The 25,434-nt window shown below is 63.0% G+C and carries 28 protein-coding genes; 19 read left to right on the forward strand and 9 right to left on the reverse strand.

The features are described from left to right. Positions 1-42: 42 nt before the first annotated feature. Both LB526_RS20290 and LB526_RS20295 read left to right on the forward strand, forming a co-directional pair. Positions 43-198, forward strand: coding sequence for a hypothetical protein (locus LB526_RS20290; RefSeq protein ID WP_224629466.1), 156 nt, complete (start codon positions 43-45; stop codon positions 196-198). 425 nt (positions 199-623) lie between these two features. Next, positions 624-794, forward strand: coding sequence for a hypothetical protein (locus LB526_RS20295; RefSeq protein WP_224605617.1), 171 nt, complete (start codon positions 624-626; stop codon positions 792-794). Positions 795-888: 94 nt separating this feature from the next. On the opposite strand, the gene LB526_RS20300 is transcribed toward LB526_RS20295, so the two are convergent. Continuing rightward, positions 889-1,278 carry a hypothetical protein gene (locus tag LB526_RS20300; protein WP_224629471.1) on the reverse strand — a complete coding sequence of 130 codons (390 nt, stop codon included), beginning with the start codon at positions 1,276-1,278 and terminating at the stop codon, positions 889-891. A 134-nt stretch (positions 1,279-1,412) separates the two neighbouring features. Then, positions 1,413-1,727 carry a hypothetical protein gene (locus LB526_RS20305; RefSeq protein WP_224629472.1) on the reverse strand — a complete coding sequence of 105 codons (315 nt, stop codon included), beginning with the start codon at positions 1,725-1,727 and terminating at the stop codon, positions 1,413-1,415. A 149-nt stretch (positions 1,728-1,876) separates the two neighbouring features. Between LB526_RS20305 and LB526_RS20310 the strand changes: the two genes are divergently transcribed. Beyond that, positions 1,877-2,080: a DUF2934 domain-containing protein gene (locus LB526_RS20310; RefSeq protein WP_095768854.1), complete on the forward strand. Its 204-nt coding sequence runs from the start codon at positions 1,877-1,879 to the stop codon at positions 2,078-2,080. 170 nt (positions 2,081-2,250) lie between these two features. On the opposite strand, the gene LB526_RS20315 is transcribed toward LB526_RS20310, so the two are convergent. Next, positions 2,251-2,853, reverse strand: a complete 603-nt coding sequence (locus tag LB526_RS20315; RefSeq protein WP_140844407.1) for a diguanylate cyclase — start codon at positions 2,851-2,853, stop codon at positions 2,251-2,253. A gap of 455 nt (positions 2,854-3,308) precedes the next feature. Between LB526_RS20315 and LB526_RS20320 the strand changes: the two genes are divergently transcribed. Further along, positions 3,309-3,884, forward strand: coding sequence for a response regulator (locus LB526_RS20320; protein ID WP_224629474.1), 576 nt, complete (start codon positions 3,309-3,311; stop codon positions 3,882-3,884). A gap of 52 nt (positions 3,885-3,936) precedes the next feature. Here LB526_RS20320 and LB526_RS20325 read toward each other — a convergent pair whose 3' ends face one another. Beyond that, positions 3,937-4,368 carry a hypothetical protein gene (locus LB526_RS20325; RefSeq protein WP_224629475.1) on the reverse strand — a complete coding sequence of 144 codons (432 nt, stop codon included), beginning with the start codon at positions 4,366-4,368 and terminating at the stop codon, positions 3,937-3,939. 328 nt (positions 4,369-4,696) lie between these two features. Here LB526_RS20325 and LB526_RS20330 point away from each other — a divergent pair, with 328 nt between their 5' ends. From LB526_RS20330 to LB526_RS20340, 3 genes are read left to right on the forward strand one after another with little or no spacing between them, the layout of a single operon-like run. After that, positions 4,697-5,752 (forward strand): chemotaxis protein CheB, encoded by a 1,056-nt coding sequence (locus LB526_RS20330; protein ID WP_224629477.1) that lies wholly within the window; start codon positions 4,697-4,699, stop codon positions 5,750-5,752. Next, positions 5,706-9,278: a CheR family methyltransferase gene (locus LB526_RS20335; RefSeq protein WP_224629479.1), complete on the forward strand. Its 3,573-nt coding sequence runs from the start codon at positions 5,706-5,708 to the stop codon at positions 9,276-9,278. The genes LB526_RS20330 and LB526_RS20335 overlap by 47 nt, the downstream gene beginning before the upstream one ends. A 34-nt stretch (positions 9,279-9,312) precedes the next feature. Further along, complete coding sequence (locus tag LB526_RS20340; protein WP_140696581.1) at positions 9,313-9,687, forward strand: response regulator; 375 nt, start codon at positions 9,313-9,315, stop codon at positions 9,685-9,687. A gap of 11 nt (positions 9,688-9,698) precedes the next feature. Here the strand turns inward: LB526_RS20340 and LB526_RS20345 are convergent, their stop codons facing one another. Both LB526_RS20345 and LB526_RS20350 read right to left on the reverse strand, forming a co-directional pair. Further along, positions 9,699-10,061 (reverse strand): response regulator, encoded by a 363-nt coding sequence (locus tag LB526_RS20345; RefSeq protein ID WP_224629480.1) that lies wholly within the window; start codon positions 10,059-10,061, stop codon positions 9,699-9,701. A 302-nt stretch (positions 10,062-10,363) separates the two neighbouring features. Further along, entirely contained in the window at positions 10,364-10,858 is a 495-nt protein-coding gene (locus LB526_RS20350) for a DUF6894 family protein (RefSeq protein WP_224629481.1), read from the reverse strand. 209 nt (positions 10,859-11,067) lie between these two features. Between LB526_RS20350 and LB526_RS20355 the strand changes: the two genes are divergently transcribed. Continuing rightward, a complete protein-coding gene (locus LB526_RS20355; protein WP_224629482.1) occupies positions 11,068-11,391 on the forward strand; it encodes a hypothetical protein in 324 nt (107 codons plus the stop codon). Between the two features lie 344 nt (positions 11,392-11,735). Here the strand turns inward: LB526_RS20355 and LB526_RS20360 are convergent, their stop codons facing one another. Next, positions 11,736-11,942, reverse strand: a complete 207-nt coding sequence (locus tag LB526_RS20360) for a hypothetical protein (RefSeq protein WP_095768905.1) — start codon at positions 11,940-11,942, stop codon at positions 11,736-11,738. Positions 11,943-12,167: 225 nt separating this feature from the next. After that, a complete protein-coding gene (locus LB526_RS20365; protein ID WP_140833344.1) occupies positions 12,168-12,440 on the reverse strand; it encodes a hypothetical protein in 273 nt (90 codons plus the stop codon). 189 nt (positions 12,441-12,629) lie between these two features. Here LB526_RS20365 and LB526_RS20370 point away from each other — a divergent pair, with 189 nt between their 5' ends. From LB526_RS20370 to LB526_RS20410, 9 genes are all read left to right on the forward strand, one after another. Next, positions 12,630-13,736, forward strand: coding sequence for an NAD-dependent epimerase/dehydratase family protein (locus LB526_RS20370; protein WP_224629485.1), 1,107 nt, complete (start codon positions 12,630-12,632; stop codon positions 13,734-13,736). Next, positions 13,733-14,806: an NAD-dependent epimerase/dehydratase family protein gene (locus tag LB526_RS20375; RefSeq protein WP_224629486.1), complete on the forward strand. Its 1,074-nt coding sequence runs from the start codon at positions 13,733-13,735 to the stop codon at positions 14,804-14,806. The genes LB526_RS20370 and LB526_RS20375 overlap by 4 nt, the downstream gene beginning before the upstream one ends. Then, a complete protein-coding gene (locus LB526_RS20380; RefSeq protein WP_224629488.1) occupies positions 14,803-16,095 on the forward strand; it encodes a TIGR04295 family B12-binding domain-containing radical SAM protein in 1,293 nt (430 codons plus the stop codon). Before LB526_RS20375 ends, LB526_RS20380 begins: the two co-directional genes overlap by 4 nt. Beyond that, positions 16,080-17,180, forward strand: a complete 1,101-nt coding sequence (locus LB526_RS20385) for a glycosyltransferase family 4 protein (RefSeq protein ID WP_224629489.1) — start codon at positions 16,080-16,082, stop codon at positions 17,178-17,180. The genes LB526_RS20380 and LB526_RS20385 overlap by 16 nt, the downstream gene beginning before the upstream one ends. 2 nt (positions 17,181-17,182) lie before the next feature. Beyond that, a complete protein-coding gene (locus LB526_RS20390) occupies positions 17,183-18,310 on the forward strand; it encodes a glycosyltransferase (protein ID WP_095768867.1) in 1,128 nt (375 codons plus the stop codon). Further along, entirely contained in the window at positions 18,307-19,401 is a 1,095-nt protein-coding gene (locus LB526_RS20395; protein WP_224629491.1) for a glycosyltransferase, read from the forward strand. The genes LB526_RS20390 and LB526_RS20395 overlap by 4 nt, the downstream gene beginning before the upstream one ends. Continuing rightward, positions 19,398-20,507 (forward strand): glycosyltransferase, encoded by a 1,110-nt coding sequence (locus tag LB526_RS20400; protein ID WP_224629492.1) that lies wholly within the window; start codon positions 19,398-19,400, stop codon positions 20,505-20,507. Before LB526_RS20395 ends, LB526_RS20400 begins: the two co-directional genes overlap by 4 nt. 23 nt (positions 20,508-20,530) lie before the next feature. After that, positions 20,531-21,565: a UDP-glucuronic acid decarboxylase family protein gene (locus tag LB526_RS20405; protein WP_224629493.1), complete on the forward strand. Its 1,035-nt coding sequence runs from the start codon at positions 20,531-20,533 to the stop codon at positions 21,563-21,565. 114 nt (positions 21,566-21,679) lie between these two features. After that, positions 21,680-21,829, forward strand: coding sequence for a hypothetical protein (locus LB526_RS20410; protein ID WP_224544254.1), 150 nt, complete (start codon positions 21,680-21,682; stop codon positions 21,827-21,829). Here LB526_RS20410 and LB526_RS20415 read toward each other — a convergent pair whose 3' ends face one another. Next, on the reverse strand, positions 21,830-23,578 hold the full coding sequence (locus LB526_RS20415; protein ID WP_224629495.1) for a hypothetical protein: 1,749 nt from the start codon (positions 23,576-23,578) through the stop codon (positions 21,830-21,832). Positions 23,579-23,730: 152 nt separating this feature from the next. Between LB526_RS20415 and LB526_RS20420 the strand changes: the two genes are divergently transcribed. Then, positions 23,731-24,834, forward strand: coding sequence for an inositol-3-phosphate synthase (locus tag LB526_RS20420; RefSeq protein ID WP_140844510.1), 1,104 nt, complete (start codon positions 23,731-23,733; stop codon positions 24,832-24,834). Further along, complete coding sequence (locus LB526_RS20425; RefSeq protein ID WP_140844516.1) at positions 24,831-25,427, forward strand: histidine phosphatase family protein; 597 nt, start codon at positions 24,831-24,833, stop codon at positions 25,425-25,427. Before LB526_RS20420 ends, LB526_RS20425 begins: the two co-directional genes overlap by 4 nt. Positions 25,428-25,434: the final 7 nt, after the last annotated feature.

The raw sequence follows: 25,434 nt of genomic DNA on the forward strand, positions 1-25,434 counted from the left end.
GCGGGAATTCTGACACTCGACCTTTCCCGCCAGCGCCGTCGAATGGTCGATGTTCATCTCGGCGGCGGCGGCACCCCGGATCGGGAAATCCTGGCGGCGATGCGGCAGGTTCCGCGTGAAGTCTTGATGGACCGGGCTGCGAGGAATGGTCATCAGGGAAACCAGCGCCCGAAATCCAAAAAATCCGAGCGACGCTGATATGGGAGAACGATCCCGGCATCGGCACCTCTAAGGGCACGTTCAAGGAGCCATGGCGGGACACGGTCGAAGGCGATGTGAAACGACTCCAACATCGCGGCCGGGATCGACCCGAGGCAGAAAGTTCGAACAACAGATAAGCCTAGTTGTTCTATGACGCGCATTCGATATGGCAGCATTGTTGGTTCCAGGTGTAATCGACAAGAAGTTATGGAATAGCACCTGCCAGTCTGGAACATCGACAGGGATTTCTTGTTTGAGACATATCGCAATCTGGCGATCAAACAGGAGACTTCCCCATGATTAGACTTCTCTCGGCTTCGGCTGTCGCAATTGTCCTGGCTACATCCGCAATGGCCCAATCCAGCGGCTCTGGAACCAGTGGCAACGGGTCTGGAACAGCCACCACGACCGGAACCAACGGCATGAACAACAACGGCAATGGCGGCACGGTCGATCCAAACGCCACAAACAGCACGACCACAGCACCGTCCGGCGGCATGGGCGACCGGTGCAAGGACGCGGCTGGCAACGATATCGACAACAATACCGCTAGCGGCAACACCACATCCAACATGCAGAATTGCAACAAGTAGGCGTTTCGCGGCTGTAGCTTTCGCACACCGAGGAGGTCCGCCTGTGTCGAGGACGGGCCTTCTTGGTCACGATTTTGGATCTAGCCGCTGCGCCTCACATCCCGCGGTCCGGAACATAAAGGCAGAAGGAGTGCTGGGAACTGGTGTCGCCCCCGGGCTTGCACTCGTGAAAATATTCGTCGCGTGATCGCTTGATGCGGTGGTCGCTGTAGGGGATCAGCTCGCCGGTCGAGAGTTGGTAGCCGTATTTCGTCTCTTTCACGTCCGAAGGTGGGGCCTGATAGCAATCCACTCCGGCGCAGCAGGAAGGATCGTACTGCCAGCCCGCCGGCGCCTGGTGCGCCGATGCCGGGGCACAAAGAGAACCTGCCAAGAGGCTTGCCGGCAAAACCAGCCAAGCCTTCGTTCGGCGCTGAACGGGCGGGCAACGCGTCATCGCGCCCGCTCGTTTCCGGAAATGCATGCTTGGGGCTTTTCTGTTCATCGTCGGTCCGCCGTTTTACAGCAACCGGATGGTCTCGGAGCCTGGCTACTCGCCGCCTCAATGCCGGAACCGGCGGAGACGATTGCTACCGAACTTAGAATTCAAAGCTATGTTCCAGGGGGCGCGGCCCGCGTTCATTCCTTTACATAGGCGCCGGGCTGACGGCCGCTCCTGGGCGCCTTGGCGTCCTTGGAATGCTCCGCAACAGCGGGACCGGCCCCTGAGCTCTTTTCCGTCGCCGTGCTTGGCGTCGGCTGTCGCGGTGGATCGCGGCCCTCAGATTGACGGGTCTTGTCCTCGACCTCGCCCTGCTTGCGGCTGAGGCCCGGATCGACATGGGGCCTTTCATTGCCGGCGGCGTCCTGGGAAAATTCGTCGCTCGGATCCGGATCGGTATTGGCGGGATATTTCGTGGCGCCGGTCTCGCGACGGTTCTGACGGTTCTTCATGACTCTATCTCCGGTTGGATGAAAGATAACACCGGCGCGAGAGCGGCGTTCCAACAGCTGGGCAGTCCGTTTCAAGTCCGGTGGAACAAACCTCCAGGCATCCGATTAGGCGCAGACAATGCAGTTCAGCCGTGCGAGAGGAGCCAGGCATGGACAGGGAAGAACGCATCAGGCAACGCGCCCATGAGATCTGGGAGCGTGAAGGCCGTCCGGAGGGCCGCCAGCAGGAACACTGGGATCAAGCCGTGCAGGAGATCGAGTCGGAAGGTTCGGAAGTCGAGCGCGGTCCGGTGGCACCCGATCCCGCGGTTGGCGCCGGCTCTGATCCGGCCGCCAACCGGCCAGGCGGCTGAAGCAGGTCGGCCCGGGGATGCGTCGTATCCTAATTGCGCTCGGCATTCTGGTGATCGTTCTGGTCGCCGTTTGGGTCTGGGCTGACCAAAACGGCGGGCGCCCGAGCGGTGGCGCCCAGCAGCCCTCGCCGCACGCTATCGACCAGAATGGCTGAGAGGATCAGCCAGCCTCAGCGCGTCGCCGTGTCGCCGGGCTCATGCCGCCTCGCCTTGTCAGGCACCAGCCGGCCTGAGTTGGCGCGCAGGCCTCTGAAGAACTCCTCCACATAGGGCAGCAGCTCGAACAGCACGATCACGATCATCACGGCGGCAATGTATATCACCGGCAGTTGCTGTTCTTTCCAGGTCAAATCGAAGCGAGCCCTTTCCGTTCCGGCGCCGAACAGCGCCAGGAATTGGCCCCAATGCAGCGCCACCACGATGACCAGCCCCATCAGCGGAATCATTTCCAGAAAGCTGTGCACGTGCTGCTCGACGGGGCTCACCGTGCGAGCCGTGGTCGCATAGCGCACGTCCCATATCGCCGTCGCTTCGTGAATGAAGAAGGTGACGATCATCACGGCGATGACCAGGGCGTTCACCTCCAGGAACATTGCCGCAAGCAGCGGGATTCCAACCTCGGCGAACATCAGCAAGTGAATGAGCGATTCCTTCGCACCGGTCGTCGATTCGATGTGGGTGGCGCGATGGCAGAGCCAGTCGGCAAAGCCCGCAACCAGCCAGACCGGCAGGATGAAGTACATCAGGATGAGGACCATGGGATCGGCCAGCACGCCGCAGCTCCCTACCTGCCGCCGTTCGCGTCGCGCCTGAACTTTGCAGCCTCGCGATCGAGCACGTTCGGCTCGTTGCCGTATTCAGGATCAGCGCAAGCGCCAACCCGCTTGGAATTCTCGTTCTTGCCGCAAGGTCGCGGATACGGTCGGTATTTTGGCGCTCGCTGTCTTCCCTGGAAGCTTCGCCCTGCGGCGTCATGGGTCATCGTTCCCGGCCGACTCCCGCCTGGTGTCGAACCGCCGGCCGGCGGAATGGTTCCATAGCTGTCAGATCCGGCGCGGCGAACCGCCGGAACGGTTCACCTATCGCCGCGTTCTACCAGTTGGCTTTCCTGCGACCTCATGAATACACGCGTCGGTTGCGACGCGACATGCCCCGTGACTGAGATCTCATCAACGTCCGAATATGAACTAAGGAGCTTCGTGTGCGAAACCTCAGGGGACTTCACCTCTTGATCGCGGAGGACGAGTGGCTGCTGGCCAGCGATCTGGCGACCTTCTTCGCTGGGATGGGCGCTATCATCCTCGGACCGGCAGCGACAGTGGAGCAGGCCGGGCGACATGCAAAGATGGCGGACGCAGCGATTCTGGATGTCAACCTGCATGGTCGCCTCGTCTTCCCGGTTGCGGACGAATTGATGCGGCGCAACGTGCCCTTCGTCTTCTTCAGCGGTTATGACGAGATCGCCATCCCCGAGCGTTTGCGTTTCGCGAGCAGCCTGAGCAAGTCCTCGAACGGCGCCGTCGTGGTCAATGCGCTGTTCCCGCCGGAACCCTTTGCGGAGCCAGTGCCAGTGGCCCAGCCGGCGCCCGCGGCGGAGGACGTCGTTGCGCTGCTCCCCAAGCTCCGGCTCACCGCGCGTCTGCTGCTGGACGATGCCGGCGCTTCCGACCGCCTTGTCGAGCACACTTTGGAGCAGGCGCTTGAAGATATCGACAAAAGGCCCGCCGGGTCATCGATCGCCGACTGGCTGAACACCATCATGCGCAAGATAGCGCGGCTGCGCGGAGCTTGTCTGCTGCACTAATCGCAAGCAGCCGAGCCGCCGGCGACCTGCGCTCGCCTGGCGACCAGCATTCTCAATGCGTCAGGCGGCTTCTGAGCCAGGCAATGATCCGGTTGCCTTTTATGATCCGACGGACCCGCGCGGCAGCCCAGCTGGCCTGCATCGTCGCGCCGGCATGGCAGCTGCACACGACGTCATGCAATTGCCAATCGGACAATTCGAAAAAGCGCTTCGCCTCGCCGTAGGTGTCGGACTGCAAACCGGCCGCGCGCAGCAACGGATCATCGAAAGCAACCGCGAGCGGCGATCCGTCCGCCCGCACCTTTTCGCGAACCTCGGGATCGACATATTCGGTGCCCGTCAGCGCGGAGAGACACCGAAGCGGATTGCGGTCCAGCAGTTCCGCCCACCGCTCGATCCGCTGCGTTCTCGTGGCAAGGGGGATCAATCCAAGCCGGTCGACGACTGCCACCGATTGAAGTTCATATGAGGTCTGATGCTTCATTGCTGTCTCCTGTGGTTTTGGCGGCGACATCTGTACAGCGGCGCGGCAGGCCTGCCGGGCCTGAAGCCCGCGCTTGCAAGGGACAGGCGCAGACCGATCAGGTGTTGCCCACCGATCTTCGACAAACGCCTGGCATGGCGTCTGAAGCGAACCCCAACTGCCAGTCATCCCCTATGTTCCCGCCATCTTTCGCGACGAGCCTGGGCCGGCAGAGATTGGAACTTCGTGCAGGTTGCAGGGTTAAACATCTGACCTGTCGCTGCACCGCGATGATGCCGTCACCCCAACGGAACACTTCTTACAGCCCAGTTTGGAGGCTCGTAGCGGAATGGCTCGTTCCAAAGGTCTATCCAACCATCACAACATCATCGTCATCGGCGCGTCGGCCGGCGGAATCGAGCCGTTGAAGCAGATCGTCGCCAACCTTCCGGCCGATCTGCCGGCGGCCATCTTCGTCGTGGTGCATATCGGCCAGGTCAGCTGCCTGCCGGAGATCCTGGACCGCGCGGGCACGCTCGAAACGCAGCCGGCAAGGAACGGCGAAGAGTTCAGGACCGGCTGCGTCTATGTCGCGCCGCCCGGGTTCCATCTTCTCCTTCACGATGATCATATGATGCTGCGGCGCGGCCCGCGCGAGAATCTTGCCCGGCCGGCCATCGACCCCTTGTTCCGCTCGGCGGCGCTGAGCTACGGCGCGAGTGTCATCGGGGTTCTGCTGTCGGGTGCACTTTCCGACGGCACCGCCGGGTTGAGGGCCGTCAAGTCCGTCGGCGGGCTGGCAGTCGTCCAGCACCCCAAGGACGCGCTGGTGCCCGGGATGATTGAAAGCGCACTGCGCTATGTCGAGGTCGACCACTGCCTGCCCGCCGCCGAGCTCGGCCCTTTGCTGGCAAAACTTGCGGTCGAGCCGGCCGGAGAATCCTTTCCTCCCCCGCCGGCGGTTAGATTGGAAGCGGCTATTGCCGCGCAGGAGCATTCGACGATGCAAGAAGCGAATCGACTTGGCGAATTGTCGGTGTTTACATGCCCGGAATGTCACGGGCCGTTGTGGGAGATCGAAGACGGTGACATGCTGCGCTATCGGTGCCATACCGGGCATGCCTTCACCACCGACGCGGTGATGGAGATGCAGGCGGTGGAGGCCGAAGAGATCCTGTGGAGCCTGCTCCGCTCGCATCAGCAGCGGGCAGAGTTTGCCAAGCGTATGGCAGAGCGGGAGCGGGCGAAGCGCCGCTCCGGACTCGCCGCCGAAATGGGCAGGCGGGCGAAGGAATATGAGGCGGATGCCGCTGTGATCGAACGCATCCTCGGAAGCAGGCGGGTTCAGGTAAGGGGCAATGGCGAAGTCAGCGCGGAAGGCAAGTACTCACAAGGCAAGGGTTAGTTCGCGCGACGACGAAAAGCAGCCGGCGTCCTTCCCCATTGTCGGCATCGGCGCATCGGCGGGTGGCATCGCGGCATTGCGGAGCTTTTTTCCCGAAGTGCCCGCCGACAGCGGCTTCGCCTATGTCGTCATCCAGCATCTCGACGCCGAGCATGAAAGTGCGCTTGCCAGCATCGTCCAGCGCTCAACCGCGATCGCAACGCAAACAGTTGCCGAAAGCGTAGAGGTCAAACCCGACAACATCTATGTGATCCCGCCAGGTGTTTCGGTGAGGATTGAAGAGCGGCGCTTTCACTTGGTCAAGATCGCGGCCGCGCGCGACAGACGGGCGCCGATCGACGATTTCTTCATCTCGCTTGCGCAGGAGCAGGCCGAGAACGCCGCCGGGATCATTCTTTCCGGAACCGGCAGCGACGGCACCGTCGGCTTGAGGGCCATCAAGGAGCGCGGCGGACTGACGCTCGCGCAAGAGAGCGCCGAATATGACGGCATGATGCGCAGCGCCGTCCAGAGCGGCCTGGTCGACATGGTGCTTCCGGCTGAGGAGATGGCCGGCAAGCTGGTCAGCTATTTCACCCACGCGAGCCGCACCGAAACCGAGCGGGACCGGCGCAAGCGCGAAGTGACCGAACAGCTTTCGCGCATCGCCGCCCTGCTTCGCTCGCGCACAGGCCATGATTTCAGCGGCTATAAGGACAACACCATTCTGCGGCGCATCCAGCGCCGCATGCTGGTGCTGCAGATCGACGATCCCACCGTCTTCTACCAGCGGCTACGCGAGGACCCGCAGCAGGTCGATCTTTTGTTCCAGGACCTGCTGATCGGCGTCACCAGCTTCTTCCGCGACCCGCAGGCTTTCGACGCTCTCGAGCGTGTGGTCATTCCCAGGCTGTTCGAGAACCGCAAACCCAGCGAGACGATCAGGGTATGGGTGCCGGGCTGCGCCACAGGCGAGGAAGCCTATTCGATCGCCATGCTCTTGAAGGAGAACGCGCCGCGCGGCGCCGCCTCGCCCAACTTACAGATTTTCGCCACCGACATCGACGAGCGCGCGCTGGAAGTAGCGCGCGCCGGCCGCTACTCGGCGACGATCGCGCCGGACATAACGCCGAAGCGGCTGAAGGAGTTCTTCTCGCGCGAGGACGGCACATACCGAATTTCCGCCGACCTGCGGGAGATCTGCCTGTTTTCGGTGCACAATCTCTTGCGCGATCCGCCCTTTTCGAAGCTCGACCTGATCGCGTGCCGCAACCTTTTGATCTATATGGGCCCGGAACTGCAGGAAAAGATCGTCCCGATCTTTCACTACGCCTTGCGCAACAACGGCTATCTCCTTCTCGGTTCCTCGGAGAACGTCACGCGCCATCCACAGCTGTTCTCGACGGTGGATAAGACAAGCCGCATCTTCCAGAGGCGCAACGGGGCCACCGCACATCGGTTGCCGGAATTCCCGCTTGTTACAGCGGCGAGATCGACGGATCCAAGTGCGCGCCGGCGGGCAACGGCCGGAACCCTGCAGGAAATCGCGGAGCGTTTGCTCGTCGAGCGCTATTCGCCGGCCTATGTGATCGTGAATGCCGCCGGCGAGATGATGCACAGCTCAGGCGGCACGGGCAAATATCTGGAGCTTGCTGCCGGCGCCCCCAGCCACAACGTTTTTTCCATGGCGCGTCGCGGGTTGCGCATGGATCTGAGGGCCGCTCTCCACAAGGCTGTAAGCACCGGACAGGTGGCGGTCCAGAATAAGATCAGCATCGGCACCAATGGCGGGCGTCAGACGATCAGCCTGGCTGTGCAGCCGCTGCCGGGCGATGGTTCTTCCGACCCCCTCTTTATGCTGGTCTTCCGGGATGTCGGCGGGATCAAGCCGGAAGCCGAGGACGAGGCCGTCCACACAACCGACGATGTCGAAAGCGCCAATGTCAGTCAGCTCGAAAGGGAGCTGAGGGAAACCAAGGAGCGTCTGCAGATTACGACGGAGGAGCTCGAATCCTCCAATGAGGAGCTGAAATCCTCGAACGAGGAGCTTTCCTCGATCAACGAGGAGCTGCAGTCGTCCAACGAGGAACTGGAAACCTCGAAGGAGGAACTCCAGTCGATCAACGAGGAGTTGCACACCGTCAATGCCGAGCTCAGTCTGCGCGTCGATGAGCTCACCCGCGCCAACAACGACATGGCGAACCTGCTCGAAAGCACGCAAATCGCCACCATCTTCCTCGACCGCGACCTCTGCATCAAGAACTTCACACCGACCGCGCGCGACCTGTTCCGGCTGGTGGAAAGCGATGTCGGACGGCCGCTGGCGCATGTCCGTCCGCGCTTCGCGGCCGACGGCCTGCAGGCCGACATGGAACAGGTGCTGCAAAGGCTTGGCACGATCGAGCGGCAGGTCGAGGGCATGGACAACGGCCAAAGCTATATCATGAGGGTGCTGCCCTACCGGACAGTCGACAATATCATAGCGGGCGTCGTCGTCACCTTCGTCGACGTCACCCAGATCACGCAGGCCGAGAAAAGGATCGGCGCGCTCTCGCATGACCTGCGCAACCGCGTCGAAAGCCTGGGAGCCCTGCTCGACCTCGTGCCGATCGGCATCTTCATCGCCGAGGATGGCGCCGGCGTGGAGATCCGCGCCAACCGGCGCGCGGCGGAGCTGTTGGGTCGGCCCGCTACCGGCACCAAGCTGGTATCCGTGCCCGCAATCCTGCCGCTGACGCTCAATGGAACCAAGGTAGGCACCGACGACCAGCCGCTGCTCAAGACAATGCGCACCGGCAAGGCAATTCCCGGCTATGAAGCGAGTATCCAGCATGAAGACGGTACCGCAATCGACGTCATGATGTCGGCCAACCCGCTGTTCGACGAAAAGGGCAAGGTCCGCGGCGCCATCGCGGCGCTGGTCGACATATCCAGCCACAAGGAGGCCGAGCGCAGCCAGGAAAGGCTGCTGCATGAATTGCAGCACCGCGTGAAGAATATCCTGGCCACGGTCACCGCGCTGACGTCCCGCATGGTTCGCACATCCAGTTCGATGAGCGATTTTTCCACGTCCTTCCAGCAGCGGCTGCAGGCAATGGGTCGAACGCACGACGTGCTGTCTTCCTACAACTGGACAGATGCCGATCTCGAGCAGTTGCTGCGGGCAGTGCTGTCGCCTTACAGCAGCAAGGAGCGCCAGAATATCATCATCCTCGGAAGGCCTTTGCAGCTTGGCGCGAGCGCGGCCGCGACACTCGGCATGGTGTTCTTCGAGCTTGCCAGCAATGCCGCGAAATACGGAGCCCTATCGACAGAGGACGGTCGCGTCGAAGTAGCCTGGAACACCGACAAACCGGGCATTCTGTCAATCCGCTGGAGGGAAATCGACGGGCCTGTCGTCGAAGAGCCGCCAAAGCGGAATTTCGGAACGAGCTTCATCCAGCAAAGTTTGGAGTACGAGCTGGGAGGGAAGGTCGATCTGAGGTTCGAACCCTCCGGACTGGAATGCGACATAGAAATTCCGCTGGCGTCAGGCACAGGTCGCTGACATTTGCCGCTGAGCGATGAGGAGTGGACACAACATGCTCTTGTCCGGCCTGAATGTCCTTGTGGTCGAGGACGTATTTATGCTTGCGGAGGACCTCACCGATCAGTTGACCCAAGCAGGATGCACAGTGATCGGCCCGGCACCCACGGTCAGACAGGCGCTTGCACAAATCGAGGGTGTTGCTCTGGACGGAGCCGTGCTGGATGTGAACCTTCGAGGCGAGCAAAGCTTTCCCCTGGCCGAGCATCTCACGCTCGGCGGTGTCCCTTTCATTTTCCTCACCGGCTACGACAGCGTCACCGTCTTTCCCGACCGGTTTCGCGACAAGCCCAAGCTGTCGAAGCCGGTCGATTACAACCTGTTGATCGAAGCGGTGTCGCGGTTCCGCAAGAGCGATGCGCCGGACTGAGAAAGCCTCACTTATGACATGGTGCGATCGCCTATCAACCGGCTCGCAAGCTCGACCAGATGCCGGATCGGCGCAGGCTTCAGCAGAAAAGGCGCGCCATGGAAGACAGGCGACTGGAAGGCCGGATCGTAGCCCGAATGGACGATGAAAGGCACACCTGCCTCCTTGAGTCGAGCGGCGGCGGCCCCCCTTTGGCCGTCGAGCAATTGGATGTCGATGATGGCCAGATCGGGCTGGTTGTCGTCCAGCCAGGTCGCGGCTGCCCGTTCCGAGGCCACGCAGGCCACCTCGTAACCGAGCGCCTTTAAGCCATCCGCCACGTCGCAAGCGATCAGATATTCGTCTTCAATGATCAGTGCCAGGGGCGCTTGCATGACGATTTCCTCTGACACGCTTACCTCCTCCTGGCACACGGCTTGTTGTACTCCGCCGGCCCGGGAAGCGCACGACGTTTCGTCCGCAAACGGCTGCGCGGCTGCCGATAGGATCCGGGCCGGCTTGGTCCAAGCCTGCGTCCTCGCCCCGGCTGAGCCGGATCACATCGAGGTCTGACAAGGCCGCGCGGGCCTCGAACAGGCGAAGAAATTCCGGCCTCAGCCCATCGCCGCGTGCGGCGGCAATCGCGTGCAGGGGCATAAAGGTCTTTATCGTCCGATCCTTCACAGACTTGCCTCCATCACAATGCGGCGGCCTTTTCCCGCCTTGCCTCATCGAAATCGACCGACAAGATTACATCGCCGTCGCCGCCGCGAACCCGAACCGCCCAGCCCTCCCGCCGAGCTTCGGCAGCCGGATCGTCGAGAAGATCGATCGCGGAGCGCAGCGCTTCATCATGAACAGCTTCGAGATTGGGCAATTCCACCCCTTCAAGCCGCCTCAAACTGCCACCCTCGCGATATTCGAATGTATAGAGATCCTGGCCCACGTCGGTTGGCCTCTCGACGGCGGGCCGGACGGCATCCACGGACCTGTCCTGGCTGCCTTGCGCAGACCGGCCGCCGAATGCTGCGCACTGAATCATCAGCTCTTTGGCGCGATCGACAAGCGCGGCATCGCCGGGCGATGGGTCGGACACAACCATGGTGACAGCGATCTTTTCTCCGCCCTCGCCGAGAAATTCGACCGTCACGTTTCCAGGACCGGCATGTATCGCTGTGTCGAGAACTTGCATTCCTGCCTCTTCATCTCCCTGTCGAGGATACAAAGCTCCCCTGCTCCTGAAAGTTCCGCCGGAGTCCACGAATCGACTTGGATAGCAGCGCCCGACATCCCGCAACGCTCGCGATGAACTGCAAGGCAGCTTCCTGATCGATATCCATCTTTAAGGCGCAGTTGGAACAGCGGGGCGGGAAGCAGGTTTGGAAACAAAGGAGGCGCCGAATGTCACCCAACCAACGCACGCCCGCCGAAGCCCGCGGCGAAATCCAGGCCGGCAGGACGCAGGACAAGACCCCTGGGTTCGACCCTGCGGCGGCACCGCAGGAGGCGGATGCCGAGGCCGGCGATGTCCCGACTTCCGCCAAGCCGGTCGAGCCGCACAAACCGAGCTTCACCAACCAGGCAAGCTTTGCCAACGCGATGCGGCCGCCAGAGAACGCGCCCGGCCTGCAGCCGCGCAGGAACGGCCCGGTGCTGGTGATCGTGGCGCTGGTCGTCCTGGCCGCGGTTGTGTTTCTGCTCGCCGCGATCTTCCGCCAGGTATGAAAGGAACATCGTTCCCCGTTCGAGGTTTGATAGCGCAAGGAGGTATTGCGATGCCGCGCTTGAGAAGTTTGTTTCGTCATCTATGGCGCTGGAAAGCACAGCCGATCACGGACCCGTCTCCGGTGGACGCCATCGTGCGGCTGCTCCGCGACGCCGAAAAGCAAGGCAGATCCCGGCGTTCGGGATAACGGCTGAAAGCGTTCCTCGGCTAGTGCGTTTCACCGTTTCACAGAAACGGCGAAACGCCCTATCTCTTTGTTTTTTACGCAATTCCGGACGGAAAACCGCTCACACTTTTCCTGTAATTGCTCTAGCGTCTCCGGCGGATCGAGCGGTCGCCGCAGTCAGTCCTCGTCATAGATATGTTCGTGGATGATGCCAAGGATCTGCAGCTTCACCGTTTCGCGGGCCTCCGGCCGCACGAAGGGCATCAGAAGGTTGACCGTCTCCTCCACCCGCCGCGGCAGGTCGGCGCTCGGATCGCTCAGATAACTGCCATGGGCGTACAGGTTTTCGGTCAGCTTCTTGTTCAGGTCGGAAAAGAGTCCCATGGTCATTGCTCCTTGCTGATCCAACAGCCGGAGCGCCACGCGGTTCCCACTGCCGACGCCATTCGGGAACCCCGCGCCGGGGATGGCTACGATCTTGGAACGACGCCCAGGCCGATGGACAGCCGCTCGATTGAGCGCAGCGGAATAAATGCGGCAGCCTGACCCCGCCTGCCGCGCGCCATTATCGGGCCTCCTCCCCTCCAACGGCGCCAGATTTTCGGCCTCTCAACCTTTCTGGCTGCGCTCGACGAATTTGTTGAAGCGGCTCGTTCCACCGCTGCCGGCTTTATCCTGATGCAGGAAGGCGAGATCGTTCTCGTCGAAGATGCGGAAGAATTCGTCCCATTCGATTGGCTCGAGCGTGTCTTCGGGCTCGCCGAAGTCGATGCGCAGAATGCCGCCCTTGCCTTTCGTGCGAACGACAGCCGGCTGGCCATTCCGTTCTTCTACCCACTTGCGGATTTCGTCGTGATTGGTGGTCGTCTTGGCCTCGGACATGGACTTCCCTTTCTGCAGCGGGGACCGATGAGCGGTCCTAACGGCAGCCAACAGGCAATGTTCCAGATGGTGGAACGGCTCCCTGTCGAAGCTGCGGCACCTCCTGCGACGGGAACTTTGTTGAAGCAGGGAACAAACCTTTTGCCGCGCAGTTCGGGGCGCCGAAGCCAAGTCCACAAGGGAGTCATCGTGAAACGTGTATTGGTTACGGGAGGTTGCGGCTTCATCGGCCGCCACGTCGCCCAGGAACTCACCGACCATGGCTATCAGGTGCGCCTGCTCGATGCGCTTATCGATCAGGTGCACGGTGCTGAAGCCATCAACCTCCCTGTGGGGGCCGAACTGATCAAGGGCGACGTGCGCGACCGCGACGCTGTCGCCGAAGCGGTTTCCGACGTCGGCGCCGTGATCCATCTGGCGGCCGAGGTTGGCGTCGGCCAGTCCATGTACGAGATCGCCCGCTATGTCGGCGCGAACGATCTCGGCACCGCGGTGCTGCTGGAGACATTGATCAAGCATCCGGTCGAGCGGATCGTCGTGGCGTCTTCCATGAGCATCTATGGCGAAGGCCTCTATCAGACTCCGGACGGCGGGCGGATCGACAATGCGCGCCGAAAGCCTGCCGATATAAAGGAGGGCCGCTGGGATTTAGTATCGGCGACCGGCCAAGCACTGTCGCCTCTTCCGACGGACGAGGAGAAGCGGCCCGATCTCGCCTCGATCTACGCGCTGACCAAATATGCGCAGGAACGCGCGGTGCTGATCTTCGGCCAGGCCTACGGCCTTGATGCCGTTGCACTGCGCCTGTTCAACGTGTTCGGCGCCGGACAAGCGCTTTCCAATCCCTATACCGGGGTCCTCGCCAATTTCGCTTCGCGCCTCGCCAATGGCAAACAGCCGACGATCTTCGAGGACGGCGAGCAGAAGCGCGATTTCGTCCATGTGCGCGATGTGGCCACCGCGTTCCGCCTGGCGCTGGAGCAACGCCAGGCAGCCGGCCACGCCATTAACATCGGCAGCGGCCGCGCCTATTCGATCAGCGAGGTGGCCCGGCTGCTTGCCAAGGCCATGGGCGTTCCGAAGCGCCCCGCCGAAATTCTCGGCAAGGCGCGCTCCGGCGACATACGCAACTGCTTCGCCGACATTGCCAAGGCGCGCGAATTGCTCGGCTTTGAGCCGAAGCATCGACTGGAAGATTCGCTCGGCGAGTTCGCGGCATGGGTTCGCAACAGCGTCGTTATCGATCGGGGCGCGGACATGCGGCGCGAGCTGGAAGAGCGGGGATTGGTCTCATGACCCAGGGCCACCGGCATCCGCGCAAGGCACCGATAGCCGTCATTGGCGGCAGCGGCTTCATCGGCTCCAACCTGGCCGACAGCCTGCTATCCGACGGCGAGCCCGTGCTGGTCGTCGACAATCTCAGCCGCCCGGGCGTCGAGCAGAATCTCGACTGGCTGGCGCAAAAGCACGGCGACCGGCTGAGCGCCAAAATCGTCGACATACGCGATGCCGGCGCACTGGCAGCGGCGCTGGCGCCGGCAAAGGCGATCTTTCACCTCGCCGCCCAGACCGCCGTGACGACCAGCCTGACCGATCCCGCGCAGGATTTCGACATCAACCTCAAAGGCACGTTCAACGTGCTGGAGACCGCTCGCAGCACCGGCGCCCCGGTAGTCTTCGCCAGCACCAACAAGGTCTATGGCAGCCTACCCCAGATCGCGGTGCGGCAAGCCGATGATCACTACGAACCGCTCGACGAGAAGGTGCGTGCGAGCGGGGTCGATGAGAAGGTAGGCCTTGATTTCTGCACGCCCTATGGCTGCTCGAAGGGCGCGGCCGATCAGTATGTGCTCGACTATTCCAAATCCTACGGACTGCCGACAGCAGTGCTGCGCATGAGCTGCATCTACGGGCCGCGCCAGTTCGGCACAGAGGACCAGGGCTGGGTCGCGCATTTTCTTCTCAGCGTCTTGTCCGGCCGGCCGATTACCGTTTACGGCGACGGCAGGCAGGTGCGCGACATCCTGCATGTGTCCGATGCCGTAGCTGCCTATCGCGGCGTGTTGACCAGGATTGAGGCCCTCAAGGGCCAGGCGTTCAACCTGGGCGGCGGCCCGAGCAATGCGGTCAGCCTGCGCGTGCTGCTGGCGGAGATCGCCGATATGACGGGCAGCGACGTCGCGCTTCGCCACGACCGCGAGCGCGTTGGCGACCAACCCTTCTTCGTCGCCGACACGCGCAAGCTGCAAGCAGCGATCGGCTGGCAGGCGCGTGTCCCATGGCGCGAAGGCGTCAGCGATCTCGCCAGCTGGCTGCTTCGGCATCGGCTCCAACCGCACCCCGAAGCCACGAGGTACGTCGCATGAAGGTAGCGCTGGTCAATCCTCATTGGACATACGAGCACAGCATCTATTTCGGCTGCCGCCAGCCGCATCTGCCGCTGGAGCTCGGCTACTCGAAGGCGATGCTGGAAGCCGAAGGGCACGACGTGCTGATGCTGGACGGCTTGCTGCAAGGACTGGACAACGCCGCCCTTGCGGAAAGCGTTGCGGCTTTCGGACCGGACATGACCGTCGTGACAACCGCGCCGACCTATCTGTTCTGGCGCTGCGCGCCGCCCGAGCTGCGCGTGCCGGCAGAATTCCTCAATCATCTCGCCGGGCGCGGCGGACGCACGGTGGCGGTCGGACCGCATGGCTCGGCGACGCCGGCGCCGACCCTGCGCAAGCTCGGCGTCGATGTCGTCGTGCGCGGTGAATGCGAGGAGGTCGTGACGGAGCTTGCACGGCATAGCGACTGGAGCAAGGTTGCGCATACGGCCCGGCTCCAGGACGACTTTCCAGTGTGCAATGGCGGGGTGCATGCCAGCCCGTTCGTCGATCATCCTGCGCTCACCTGGCCGTCCGACTGGATCGCCGCGCATGGCCACCACCACCACAGGTTCGATGCCCACCAGAAGGGCGCCGGCGCCGAGGTGGAAGCGTCGCGCGGCTGCCCCTATAATTGCAGCTTCTGCGCCAAGATCGATTTCCGCGATGCGTATCGGCGCAGGAAGCACGATGCCGTCATAGCCGAGATCGACGGTTTGATCGCTCAAGGGGTCGGCTACATCTATTTCATCGATGAAATCTTCCTGCCGCAGAAGGCGTTGCTGGAAGCGCTGGTCGACCGCGATATCCAGTTCGGTGTCCAGACCCGCATCGACCTGTGGAAGCCGGACCTGCTCAAGCTGCTCGGCGAGGCCGGCTGCGTCTCGATCGAAGCCGGCCTTGAAAGCCTGACCGCCGAGGGCCGTGCGATGCTCGCCAAGCGATGCCGGCTCGACACGGAGGATCTGGCCGCGCTTTTGGTCGATGCCCGTCGCCACGTGCCTTTCGTTCAGGCCAATCTGATCGGCGTGGTCGAGGACGACCCGGCGCTGGTGGACTATTGGCGCAAGCACCTCATCGATCACGGCGTTTGGGCGAACGAGCCCGTGCCGCTCTATCCCTATCCGAGCTCGCCCAGCTACCGCGAACTCTGGGGCGAACCCGACGATATTGCCTGGGAGCGAGCGCATGAGCACTACCTCGCCTCCTTCCGATCCTTCAGCGACATCCAGGACCAGCGTCCGCATGCGCTGGCTGAGTTGGAGTCCTCATGCTGCAATCACTGACCCATCGTCCGCGGCGCATTCTGATGACGACCGACGCCGTCGGCGGAGTCTGGCGCTATTCGCTCGATCTGGCGCGGGAGCTGGCGGCCAGCGGCGACAGCATCGTGCTTGCCGGGCTGGGACCCGAACCTTCCCCCGAACAGGCCCGGGAGGCGCGCTCCTTCGCCACGCTGGTTTGGCTGAAATGCCCGCCGGACTGGATGACGCGCAACACGAAAGATCTCGACCGGTTGCCCAGCGAATTGCAGGAGCTTGCGTCGGACTATGCAATCAATCTCATACACCTCAATGCGCCGGCGCAGGCAGCCGGTCTCGAGCTGACTTGTCCGATCGTCGCGGTATCGCATTCCTGCGTGGTCACATGGCTGCATGCAGTGCGGGCGCAAGCGCCCGAGGGCGATTGGGCTTGGCAACGAGAGCGCAACCGGGCCGGATTCGACCGCGCCGAAGCCATTGTCGCGCCGAGCCGAAGCCATGCCGCCATGCTCGGAGCCTGCTACGGCCCGATCGCCGGCTTGAGCGTCGTCCACAATGGCGCGCTCCCCGGCCCGGCAGGCGCGCATCGCGAGTCCTTCGTTCTCGCTGCCGCCCGCTGGTGGGATGAGGGTAAAAACGGGTTGGCGCTCGATGCCGCGGCTGCCTTGTGTGGCCCTCCCGTTTTCGCCGCAGGCGAAACGGAAGGCCCGGACGGACAGCGCCTGTTCTTCGACAATTGCATCTCGCTCGGCTCGATCAGCCATTCAGAGGTTCGGCAATTGATGGCGCGGGCCAGCATGTTTGTCTCGCCGTCCATCTACGAGCCTTTCGGGCTGGCCGCTTTGGAGGCAGCCTCTGCGGGCACTCCCCTGGTGCTGGCGGACATCGCGACCTACCGCGAGATCTGGGACGGAGCAGCGACGTTCTTCGACGCGCGCGATCCCCATGCGCTTGCCGGCTGCATCGCCAGGCTCTCGCATGACGAAAGCTTGCGGCGCCATTTCGGTCAGCGCGCCGCCCGAAGGGCGCGCAAATTCTCGCTCAGCGCCCAGACGGCGCGGATGCGAGAGGTCTACGATCGGGCGGCGACGGCCATGGCGGGGCTTTGACCATGCGCTTCCTGTTTTACACCCACTCCGCCGTTTCCGACTGGAATCACGGCAACGCGCATTTCCAGCGCGGCATCATGCGCGAGCTTGTCGCGCGCGGACATGAGGCGGTCGCGCTGGAACCCGCCGACGGCTGGAGCCGATCGAATCTGCTTGCCGAGCAAGGCCCTTTCGCTGTCGAGCGTTTCCGCAAGGATTTCCCGGAGCTGATGGCGCTGACCTATGGCCCCGGCTTCGCGCATGAAGCCTGGCTCGCCGGCGCGGATGTCGTGATCGTCCACGAATGGACGGACAAGGATCTTGTCGCGCGCATCGGACAGGCGCGAGCCTATGGCAATTTCACGCTCCTGTTCCACGACACTCATCACCGCGCCGTATCGGCGACGCAGGCGATAGCGGCACTTCAGCTCGAGCATTATGACGGAGTGCTGGTCTTCGGCGAGGTGCTGCGCGAGAGCTATCTTCGCGCCGGCTGGGGCAAACGGGTCTTCACCTGGCATGAGGCGGCGGACGACCGGCTGTTCAAGCCGTGCCCGGATGTCGAGCCCGTCTCCGACCTCGTCTGGATCGGCAATTGGGGCGACGACGAACGCAGCGCCGAGATCGCCGAGTTCCTGATCGAGCCGGCGAGCGCTCTCGCGCTGTCGGGAACCGTGCACGGCGTGCGCTATCCGACCGACGCCCGAGCCGCGCTTGCCGAGGCAGGGCTGCGCTATGATGGCTGGATTGCCAATGCCGACGTGCCGAAGAGCTTCGCCAGGCATCGCGTCACCATGCACATCCCCCGCCGGCCTTATCGGGAGAGCCTGCCCGGCATTCCGACCATACGCATGTTCGAGGCGATGGCCTGCGGCATTCCGCTGGTCTCGGCGCCATGGTCGGATGTCGAAGGACTGTTCCGTGCCGGCACGGATTTCCTGTTCGCCCGGAACGGCGCCGAGATGCGGGATCACCTTCGCGACGTGCTGAACGACAGCCAGCGTGCGGAGGCGCTGGCTGCGTCCGGCCGGGAAACCATCCTTGCGCGCCACACATGCCGGCACCGCGTCGACGAGTTGTTCGACATCCTCGCCGCATGCGGCAATCGCGAGGTCGCTGAAATCAAACCTGCAAGGGAGGCCGTTGCATGAAGATCGCCTTTTACGGATCGAGCCTTCTGTCGTCCTACTGGAACGGCGCGGCCACCTATTATCGGGGCTTGCTCAAGGCGTTGTCGAAGCGCGGCTATGACATCGTCTTCTATGAACCCGATGTCTACGATCGCCAGAAGCATCGCGATATCGAGGCGCCGGACTGGTGCAGCGTTGTCGTCTACGAGCCGACAGCGCATGCGCTGATGCAGGTCGCCTCGCGCGCCGCGCAGGCAGACGTCGTGGTCAAGGCAAGCGGCGTCGGTTTCGAGGACGAGGCGCTGCTGCATGCGGTTCTCGACAACGCTCGCCCCGATGCGCTGACCGTGTTCTGGGACGTCGATGCGCCGGCGACCCTAAGCGAGCTGCGCAATCATGCCGAACACCCGCTGCATGAGGCGTTGAAGAGGATCGGCCTTGTGCTGACCTATGGCGGCGGCGATCCCGTGGTTTGGAACTATCGCGCGCTCGGCGCCGCGGAATGCGTGCCGATCTACAACGCGCTCGATCCTGAGACACATCATCCGGTCGCCGCGAATCCACGCTTTGCCTGCGACCTGGCTTTCCTCGGCAATCGGCTGCCCGACCGCGAGGCGCGCGTCGACGCCTTCTTCTTCGATCCGGCCCGTGTGCTTGGCAGCCAACGATTCCTGCTCGGTGGATCCGGCTGGGGCGACAAGTCCTTGCCGGCGAACGTTTCGTGGCTCGGCCATGTCGGTACGCGCGATCACAACGCCTTCAACGTGACGCCGAAGGCGGTGCTCAACATCAGCCGCGACAGCATGGCGGCCAACGGGTTTTCGCCCGCGACACGTGTCTTCGAAGCGGCGGGCGCGGGCGCATGCCTAATCACCGACGCGTGGCTCGGCGTCGAGTTGTTCCTGACCCCAGGCGAAGAGATCGTGGTCGCGCGGGACGGTGCCGACGTCGCCGAGATCGTGCGCACGCTGACCCCGAAACGGGCGAAGGCGATCGGCGCCGCAGCGCTGCGGCGCGTTCTGGCAGAGCATACCTACACGCTGAGAGCCCGGCTGGTGGACGACATCTTCAAGGCGCATTTCGAGCGCCGGGCAATGGAGGCCGCGGAATGACGAAACCGCTCGACATCGTTTTCCTCGGACTTTCGTTATCCTCATCCTGGGGCAACGGCCACGCGACGACTTTCCGGGGACTGCTGCGTGCGCTCAACGAGCTCGGCCATCGCGTCACCTTCCTCGAACGCGACGTGCCCTGGTATGCGCATCACCGGGACCTGCGCGACCCCGATTTCTGCGACTTGCGCTACTACCAGACAGTCTCGGAGCTGCCCCGCAATCACCGGCAGGAGTTGCAGCGTGCCGACGCGGTGGTGATAGGCTCCTTCGTGCCGGAAGGCAGGGCCATCGTCGACGACCTCGCTTCGCTGTGTACTGGACAGTTCTGCTTTTACGACATCGACACGCCGGTGACGCTGGCGCGGGTTGCCGAGGACGATTGCGATTACCTTGCCCGCAGGCAGATCCCCTATTTCGACGTCTACTTCTCCTTCACCGGCGGACCGACGTTGCAGCGCCTCAGATCGGAGTTCGGCGCCCGCCGAACGGAGCCGCTCTACTGCTCGGTCGATCCAAAGCGACACCATCGCACCAGAGACGCGATCGAATGGGATCTCGGCTATCTTGGAACATACAGCGCCGACCGGCAGCTCGCCCTCGAAACGCTGCTGCTGGAGCCGGCGCGGCGCCTGCCGGAGCGCCGCTTCGTCGTCGCCGGCTCGCAATATCCGTCCGATATCGCCTGGCCGGACAATGTCGAGCGGATCGAGCACCTGCCGCCCGCCGAACATGCCGCCTTCTACAGCCGCCAGCGTTACACGCTGAACCTTACGCGCGCGTCGATGATCGCGGCCGGATGGTCGCCCAGCGTGCGGCTCTTCGAGGCCGCTGCCTGCGGCACACCGATCATCAGCGACCGCTGGCCCGGTCTCGATAGCTTCTTCCCGGAATCGACGATCGAGACCGCAGCCAGTGCCGGTGACGTGCAGGAAATCCTCACAGCCAAATCGGAGCGGGCCAGACTCGATATGGCCCGTTCGGCACGCGAGGCGGTGCTTGCAAGCCACACCGGCGGCGCTCGGGCGCGTGAATTCGTTCAGGCTTTGACCCAGTCTGTCCATGCGCGCGCGGCGATCGATCTGAACGTGGAAAGTGCAGCATGAATAGCAGACAGGAGACTTTGCAGATGCGGCGATCAAGAAGGGTTCAGCAGACACAGACGGCGCTTGTCGCCGGCGGTGCCGGTTTCCTCGGTTCGCATTTATGCGAGGCCTTGCTTCACGAAGGGTATCGCGTCATATGCGTCGACAACTTTCTTACCGGCCGAATGGAGAATGTCAGCTCGCTGATCGGCCAAGCCCGGTTCCGGCTGATCGAGCAGGACGTTTGCGTCCCGCTGGAACTCGGCGAGACTGTCGACCGCGTTTTCAACCTGGCCTGCGCGGCATCGCCGCCCCGCTACCAGGCCGATCCGGTCCACACCACGCGCACCTGCGTGATCGGAACGCTCAATCTGCTCGAGCTCGCCGCAAGCAACGGCGCCCGCTTCGTGCAGGCGTCGACCAGCGAAGTCTACGGCGATCCGGAACAGCACCCACAGCGCGAGGACTATGTCGGCCACGTCAACTGCACAGGGCCGCGCGCCTGTTATGATGAAGGCAAGCGCACCGCGGAGACGCTCTGCTTCGATTATCTGCGGGCCGAGATGGCCGATATTCGCATCGCCCGCATCTTCAACACCTATGGTCCCAGAATGGACCCGGCCGACGGCCGCATCGTGTCCAACCTGGTCATGCAAGCGATCGAGAAACGGCCGCTGACGATATTCGGCGACGGCCGGCAAACCCGGTCATTCTGCTATGTCAGCGACATGATCGAAGGATTGCGACGCCTTATGGATGTCGATCCCAATCCGCGACAGCCGGTCAATCTGGGCAATCCCGGCGAGTTTTCGATCCTCGAACTGGCAAGGCTGGTTCGGGAACTGACCGGCACCAAATCGCCCGTGAAATTCCTGCCCTTGCCGCAGGACGACCCGCGCCGCCGGCGGCCCGACATAGGCCGCGCAAGGGCGCTTCTCGGCTGGTCGCCCAAGGTGCCTCTCAGGCAAGGCCTGCTGCAAACCATAGCCTTTTTCTCGAGCCTCGACGACCTCGCGATGGAGCCCATCGCTCCGGTCAACAGGACTGAGGCCGGAAAAGTTCGGAACCTTCAGCTCTGAGGCGGTGGCTTCTTTCGCCGTAGCGGAACAACCGACCGGGATTGCGGTTGGACATGACAACCGTCATGGAGAAGAACTGTGCAGCCGAAGCGACCAATCAAGGACATCGACCAGATGGCGGCCGCCGAAACCGCCGCGTTCCTGCGGCGAGCCTCCATCACCTATCTCGAATGTTGCGTCAGCCTCATGATGACACATCTGCAGCGCGAGGAAGTGGCCACAATTCTGGAACAGGAAGCGGACATGCTGCGCAGGCTGGACTGATCAGCCCCTCGCGCGCTCGATAAAACGCGAAAGCCCGGTTTCGTAGCGGTCGGCGGCGCGCGTGGCCCTTACCCGCTCATCGCCGTGTGTCGACTGTCCGGCCATCGTCCATAGCCCAAGCTGGAAGGCGAGATAACAGGGCTCCATGTAGTCCACCAAAGAATGATCGACGGCACGCGACATTTGTGCCTCAATGCCTTGGATGAGCCGCGAAAGCTCGGCGTCGGAAAGCTGATATTCCACTGTCGCGCCTGCAATGTCCCAGGCTATGTCCTGACAGCCGACAATGTCATGCGAGCGGCAATGGTCGACGGCGTCCGTCTTGAGCAGGGTTCCGTCCGGCCTAACCAGAAATTCCCACGGGTGCAGGCGTCCGTCGATCTCGATCCTCCGCAGGAAGGAATGTGAGGAGTGGCGGGCGAACCAACCCTTTAATGCTTCGGCCGGCCCTTCCCCCAAGGCTTCCTTGCAGTTTTGCACGGCCATGTCTGCAAGCCCATCCAGCAACGCGCCGGCCTCTTCGGTCTGCAACGCGGCAGCGCGCCAGCCGAGATAGCGTCCAAGCCATTCGACCAGCAGGTCCCTGGCCAGCTCTGTCCGATCCAGCCTGTCCGCATCTGTCCAACGCTCGATCAGGAAGCCGTGGCAGAGTCCGGCGGGCTGCGTTCCAAAACCGGCCCTGTGCACCCACCTCGCCGTGTGCAGCTTGTGCTGGCCGGTCCCGCCGAGACCGGCGAACTTGACCAACCAACGCTCCGTGCCCGCCAGTGCCATGAATTTTCGCCGCTCAAAGCCGGCAAACACCGGAGGCCAATGCTCCGGTGGCGTGGAAATATGCTTGCGCCATTCGCCGCCGGAAATCTCGCAGAGTTCGACATCGACCTTGCCGAGCAGGTTCGCCACCCAGTGGCGAAGGTTCGGCGCGACGCATCCATCGAAGGCCGCTTCGAAATCCGCGACATGGCGCGAGCAGTGGCTCCAAATAGCCTGCATGTCTGCCGAAGCTTGCACGCCCGGCCCGCCGCGGTGGCTCGGGAACAGATGAATGCGCTCCTGGTCGATGCCCTGCCGGCGCAGCCAGGCAACGACAGCATGAAAGGAGCTGCCGGAGAGCCCCGGACCTTCATCAACGATGGCAAATTTGGCATGAGGTCTGTCGCGCCAGCCGCCGAGGAGTTCGGGCGCGGCGCATATGTGGCGGCTAAACGGGTGCCCGATCGGCCTCACACTGATGGGCGGCGGCGCATGCAGCGCGGCGGCGACCATCGCCGCGAGACCTAGACCGATGCTGCGGATCCCGATGACGCAGGTGTTTGCGTCGAGGCCCGACTGCAGCGCCGCAAGCAGATAGGTTTCCGGATATAGCGCATAAAGCGCGTAGCCTTCGGCCGGGCCGGTGATTATTTCGCTGCTACAATCGATGGTGGCAAGCTTCGCAAGCAGCAACGGGTCGAGCGCTCCGCTCCGGACAAATCCTTGTTGCCAGGATCGCAGCACTTCCTCCGACAACTCGACGAGAATTTCCGACCCCAGCTTCTGTGTCGACGAATTGCAATCGGCACCCCTGGTGTCGAATTCCGCATCGGCAAGGCCTTGCACAAGTTCGGAGGCACTGACGAAAAGATCGACCACGGCGGCGTGACGTTCGATACCGGCGGGCAGATCGCCGATTGCTGCCGCTGCGGCCAAGTCAGCTTCCCTGAGCTGTTGTGCGCTGCGCGTTCGCTTGTGGTCGCCGAAGACGATCATGCGGCTCCTATCCCGCTGTCTGGCCGCCAACGCGAAGCGGCGCCTCTTTGATCCGAGATCCGGCTCAGCAATTTTTCACGGCGCGAAGGAACATTCGAGGTCGCTCCCGGTTCGGCGCGAGGAACTTACCTTCAGCAAAGAGGCAGCGGTTCGTGACATCGAAGAAAGTTCGCATCGGCATCGTTGGCGTGGGCAATTGCGCGTCATCTCTTGTGCAAGGTCTCTCCTACTATCGCCACGCCAACGGCAACGAGCCGATCCCCGGGCTGATGCATGCCGACCTCGGCGGCTATCATGTCGACGACATTGAGGTCGTCTGCGCCTTCGATGTCGCGAAAAACAAGGTTGGGCGCGATGTGGCGGAAGCGATCTACACCGCGCCCAACAACACCTTCCGTTTTGCTGATGTCGCGCCGACCGGCGTCCGTGTGGAGCGCGGCCCAACACTCGACGGCATCGGCAAATATCTCCGAGACGAGATCGAAGAGTCGGATGAACCGGTAGCAGACGTAACCGGCCGGCTGCGGGGGAGCGGGGTCGAGGTGCTGATATCCTATCTTCCGGTCGGCTCCGAACAGGCGACGCGCTTCTATGCCGAATGCGCGCTTGAGGCCGGCTGCGCCTTCGTCAATTGCATTCCTGTCTTCATCGCCTCGCGGCCGGAATGGCGCCAGCGCTTCGAGGAGCGCGGCCTTCCCCTCGTCGGCGACGATATCAAGAGCCAGGTCGGCGCAACGATCGTGCACCGGCTGCTCGCCAACCTCTTCCGGGAGCGCGGCGTGCGCATCGATCGCACCTATCAGCTCAACTTCGGCGGCAACACCGACTTCCTCAACATGCTTGAGCGCGAGCGGTTGGAATCGAAAAAGATTTCCAAGACGCAATCCGTCACCAGCCAGATCGACGTCCCGCTCGAGGCCGGCAACATCCATGTCGGCCCCAGTGACCATGTCCCGTGGCTGACTGACCGCAAATGGGCCTATATACGGGTCGAAGGCACCACCTTCGGCGGCGTGCCGCTCAATGCCGAGCTCAAGCTGGAGGTCTGGGATTCGCCCAATTCCGCGGGCGTGGTCATAGACGCCGTCCGCTGCGCAAAGCTGGCCCTCGACCGTGGCATTGCCGGCGCGCTCACAGGCCCCAGCAGCTACTTCATGAAGTCGCCGCCCCAGCAGTTCACCGACGCCGAGGCGCGCCTGCGCACATTGGCCTTCATCGCCGGCGGGGACGAGCCGTTGCTCGATGCCGCCGAATGACCACGACTTTCTTTCTCATCCGCCACGCGGCTCATGATCATGTCGGGTGCTACTTGGCCGGGCGGCTCGATGGCGTTCGCCTCGGCGAGGCCGGACAGGCGCAGGCGCTGCATCTCGCGCGCCGCATGGCGCGCGAGCCGCTCGCTGCCATCTTGAGCAGTCCGCGCGAACGCACGCTGGAGACCGCAAAGCCGATCGCGATCGCCTGCGAGGTCGAGAAGATCGCGATCTGCAAAGAACTCGATGAGATCGACTTCGGCGAGTGGTCCGGCAAGACCTTCGAAGAACTGAACGGCGACGCAAGCTGGCGGCTTTGGAATGACCAGCGCCAGAGCGCCCGCACGCCGAGCGGCGAGACGATGCTGGATGTCCAACACAGGATCGTCGGCCTGATGGATGCGTTGCGCGAGAATGGGCAGGGTCAGTGCATCGCCCTTATCAGCCATGCCGACGTCATCAAGGCAGCCGTCTGCGCGATTCTCGGCCTGCAGCTCGGCGACTGCTTCCGCTTCGATATTGCGCCGGCCTCGATCACCACAGTCGTTCATGGCGACTGGGGTTCCAAGCTCATCCGCCTCAACGAACTCCCCTGACGGAGCG

This window comes from Mesorhizobium sp. CA6, from assembly GCF_020165035.1.
GTDB lineage: Bacteria > Pseudomonadota > Alphaproteobacteria > Rhizobiales > Rhizobiaceae > Mesorhizobium.

Coding starts and splice junctions, on each gene's coding strand:
- LB526_RS20410 (WP_224544254.1), top strand. CDS start 21,680: ATGGCGGCCGCCGAAACCGCCGCGTTCCTGCGGCGAGCCTCCATCACC.
- LB526_RS20355 (WP_224629482.1), top strand. CDS start 11,068: ATGTCACCCAACCAACGCACGCCCGCCGAAGCCCGCGGCGAAATCCAG.
- LB526_RS20375 (WP_224629486.1), top strand. CDS start 13,733: ATGACCCAGGGCCACCGGCATCCGCGCAAGGCACCGATAGCCGTCATT.
- LB526_RS20295 (WP_224605617.1), top strand. CDS start 624: ATGAACAACAACGGCAATGGCGGCACGGTCGATCCAAACGCCACAAAC.
- LB526_RS20335 (WP_224629479.1), top strand. CDS start 5,706: ATGGCGAAGTCAGCGCGGAAGGCAAGTACTCACAAGGCAAGGGTTAGT.
- LB526_RS20305 (WP_224629472.1), bottom strand. CDS start 1,727: ATGAAGAACCGTCAGAACCGTCGCGAGACCGGCGCCACGAAATATCCC.
- LB526_RS20345 (WP_224629480.1), bottom strand. CDS start 10,061: ATGCAAGCGCCCCTGGCACTGATCATTGAAGACGAATATCTGATCGCT.
- LB526_RS20290 (WP_224629466.1), top strand. CDS start 43: ATGGTCGATGTTCATCTCGGCGGCGGCGGCACCCCGGATCGGGAAATC.
- LB526_RS20425 (WP_140844516.1), top strand. CDS start 24,831: ATGACCACGACTTTCTTTCTCATCCGCCACGCGGCTCATGATCATGTC.
- LB526_RS20415 (WP_224629495.1), bottom strand. CDS start 23,578: ATGATCGTCTTCGGCGACCACAAGCGAACGCGCAGCGCACAACAGCTC.
- LB526_RS20325 (WP_224629475.1), bottom strand. CDS start 4,368: ATGAAGCATCAGACCTCATATGAACTTCAATCGGTGGCAGTCGTCGAC.
- LB526_RS20400 (WP_224629492.1), top strand. CDS start 19,398: ATGACGAAACCGCTCGACATCGTTTTCCTCGGACTTTCGTTATCCTCA.
- LB526_RS20350 (WP_224629481.1), bottom strand. CDS start 10,858: ATGCAAGTTCTCGACACAGCGATACATGCCGGTCCTGGAAACGTGACG.
- LB526_RS20360 (WP_095768905.1), bottom strand. CDS start 11,942: ATGGGACTCTTTTCCGACCTGAACAAGAAGCTGACCGAAAACCTGTAC.
- LB526_RS20405 (WP_224629493.1), top strand. CDS start 20,531: ATGCGGCGATCAAGAAGGGTTCAGCAGACACAGACGGCGCTTGTCGCC.
- LB526_RS20380 (WP_224629488.1), top strand. CDS start 14,803: ATGAAGGTAGCGCTGGTCAATCCTCATTGGACATACGAGCACAGCATC.
- LB526_RS20385 (WP_224629489.1), top strand. CDS start 16,080: ATGCTGCAATCACTGACCCATCGTCCGCGGCGCATTCTGATGACGACC.
- LB526_RS20395 (WP_224629491.1), top strand. CDS start 18,307: ATGAAGATCGCCTTTTACGGATCGAGCCTTCTGTCGTCCTACTGGAAC.
- LB526_RS20365 (WP_140833344.1), bottom strand. CDS start 12,440: ATGTCCGAGGCCAAGACGACCACCAATCACGACGAAATCCGCAAGTGG.
- LB526_RS20390 (WP_095768867.1), top strand. CDS start 17,183: ATGCGCTTCCTGTTTTACACCCACTCCGCCGTTTCCGACTGGAATCAC.
- LB526_RS20340 (WP_140696581.1), top strand. CDS start 9,313: ATGCTCTTGTCCGGCCTGAATGTCCTTGTGGTCGAGGACGTATTTATG.
- LB526_RS20300 (WP_224629471.1), bottom strand. CDS start 1,278: ATGAACAGAAAAGCCCCAAGCATGCATTTCCGGAAACGAGCGGGCGCG.
- LB526_RS20330 (WP_224629477.1), top strand. CDS start 4,697: ATGGCTCGTTCCAAAGGTCTATCCAACCATCACAACATCATCGTCATC.
- LB526_RS20310 (WP_095768854.1), top strand. CDS start 1,877: ATGGACAGGGAAGAACGCATCAGGCAACGCGCCCATGAGATCTGGGAG.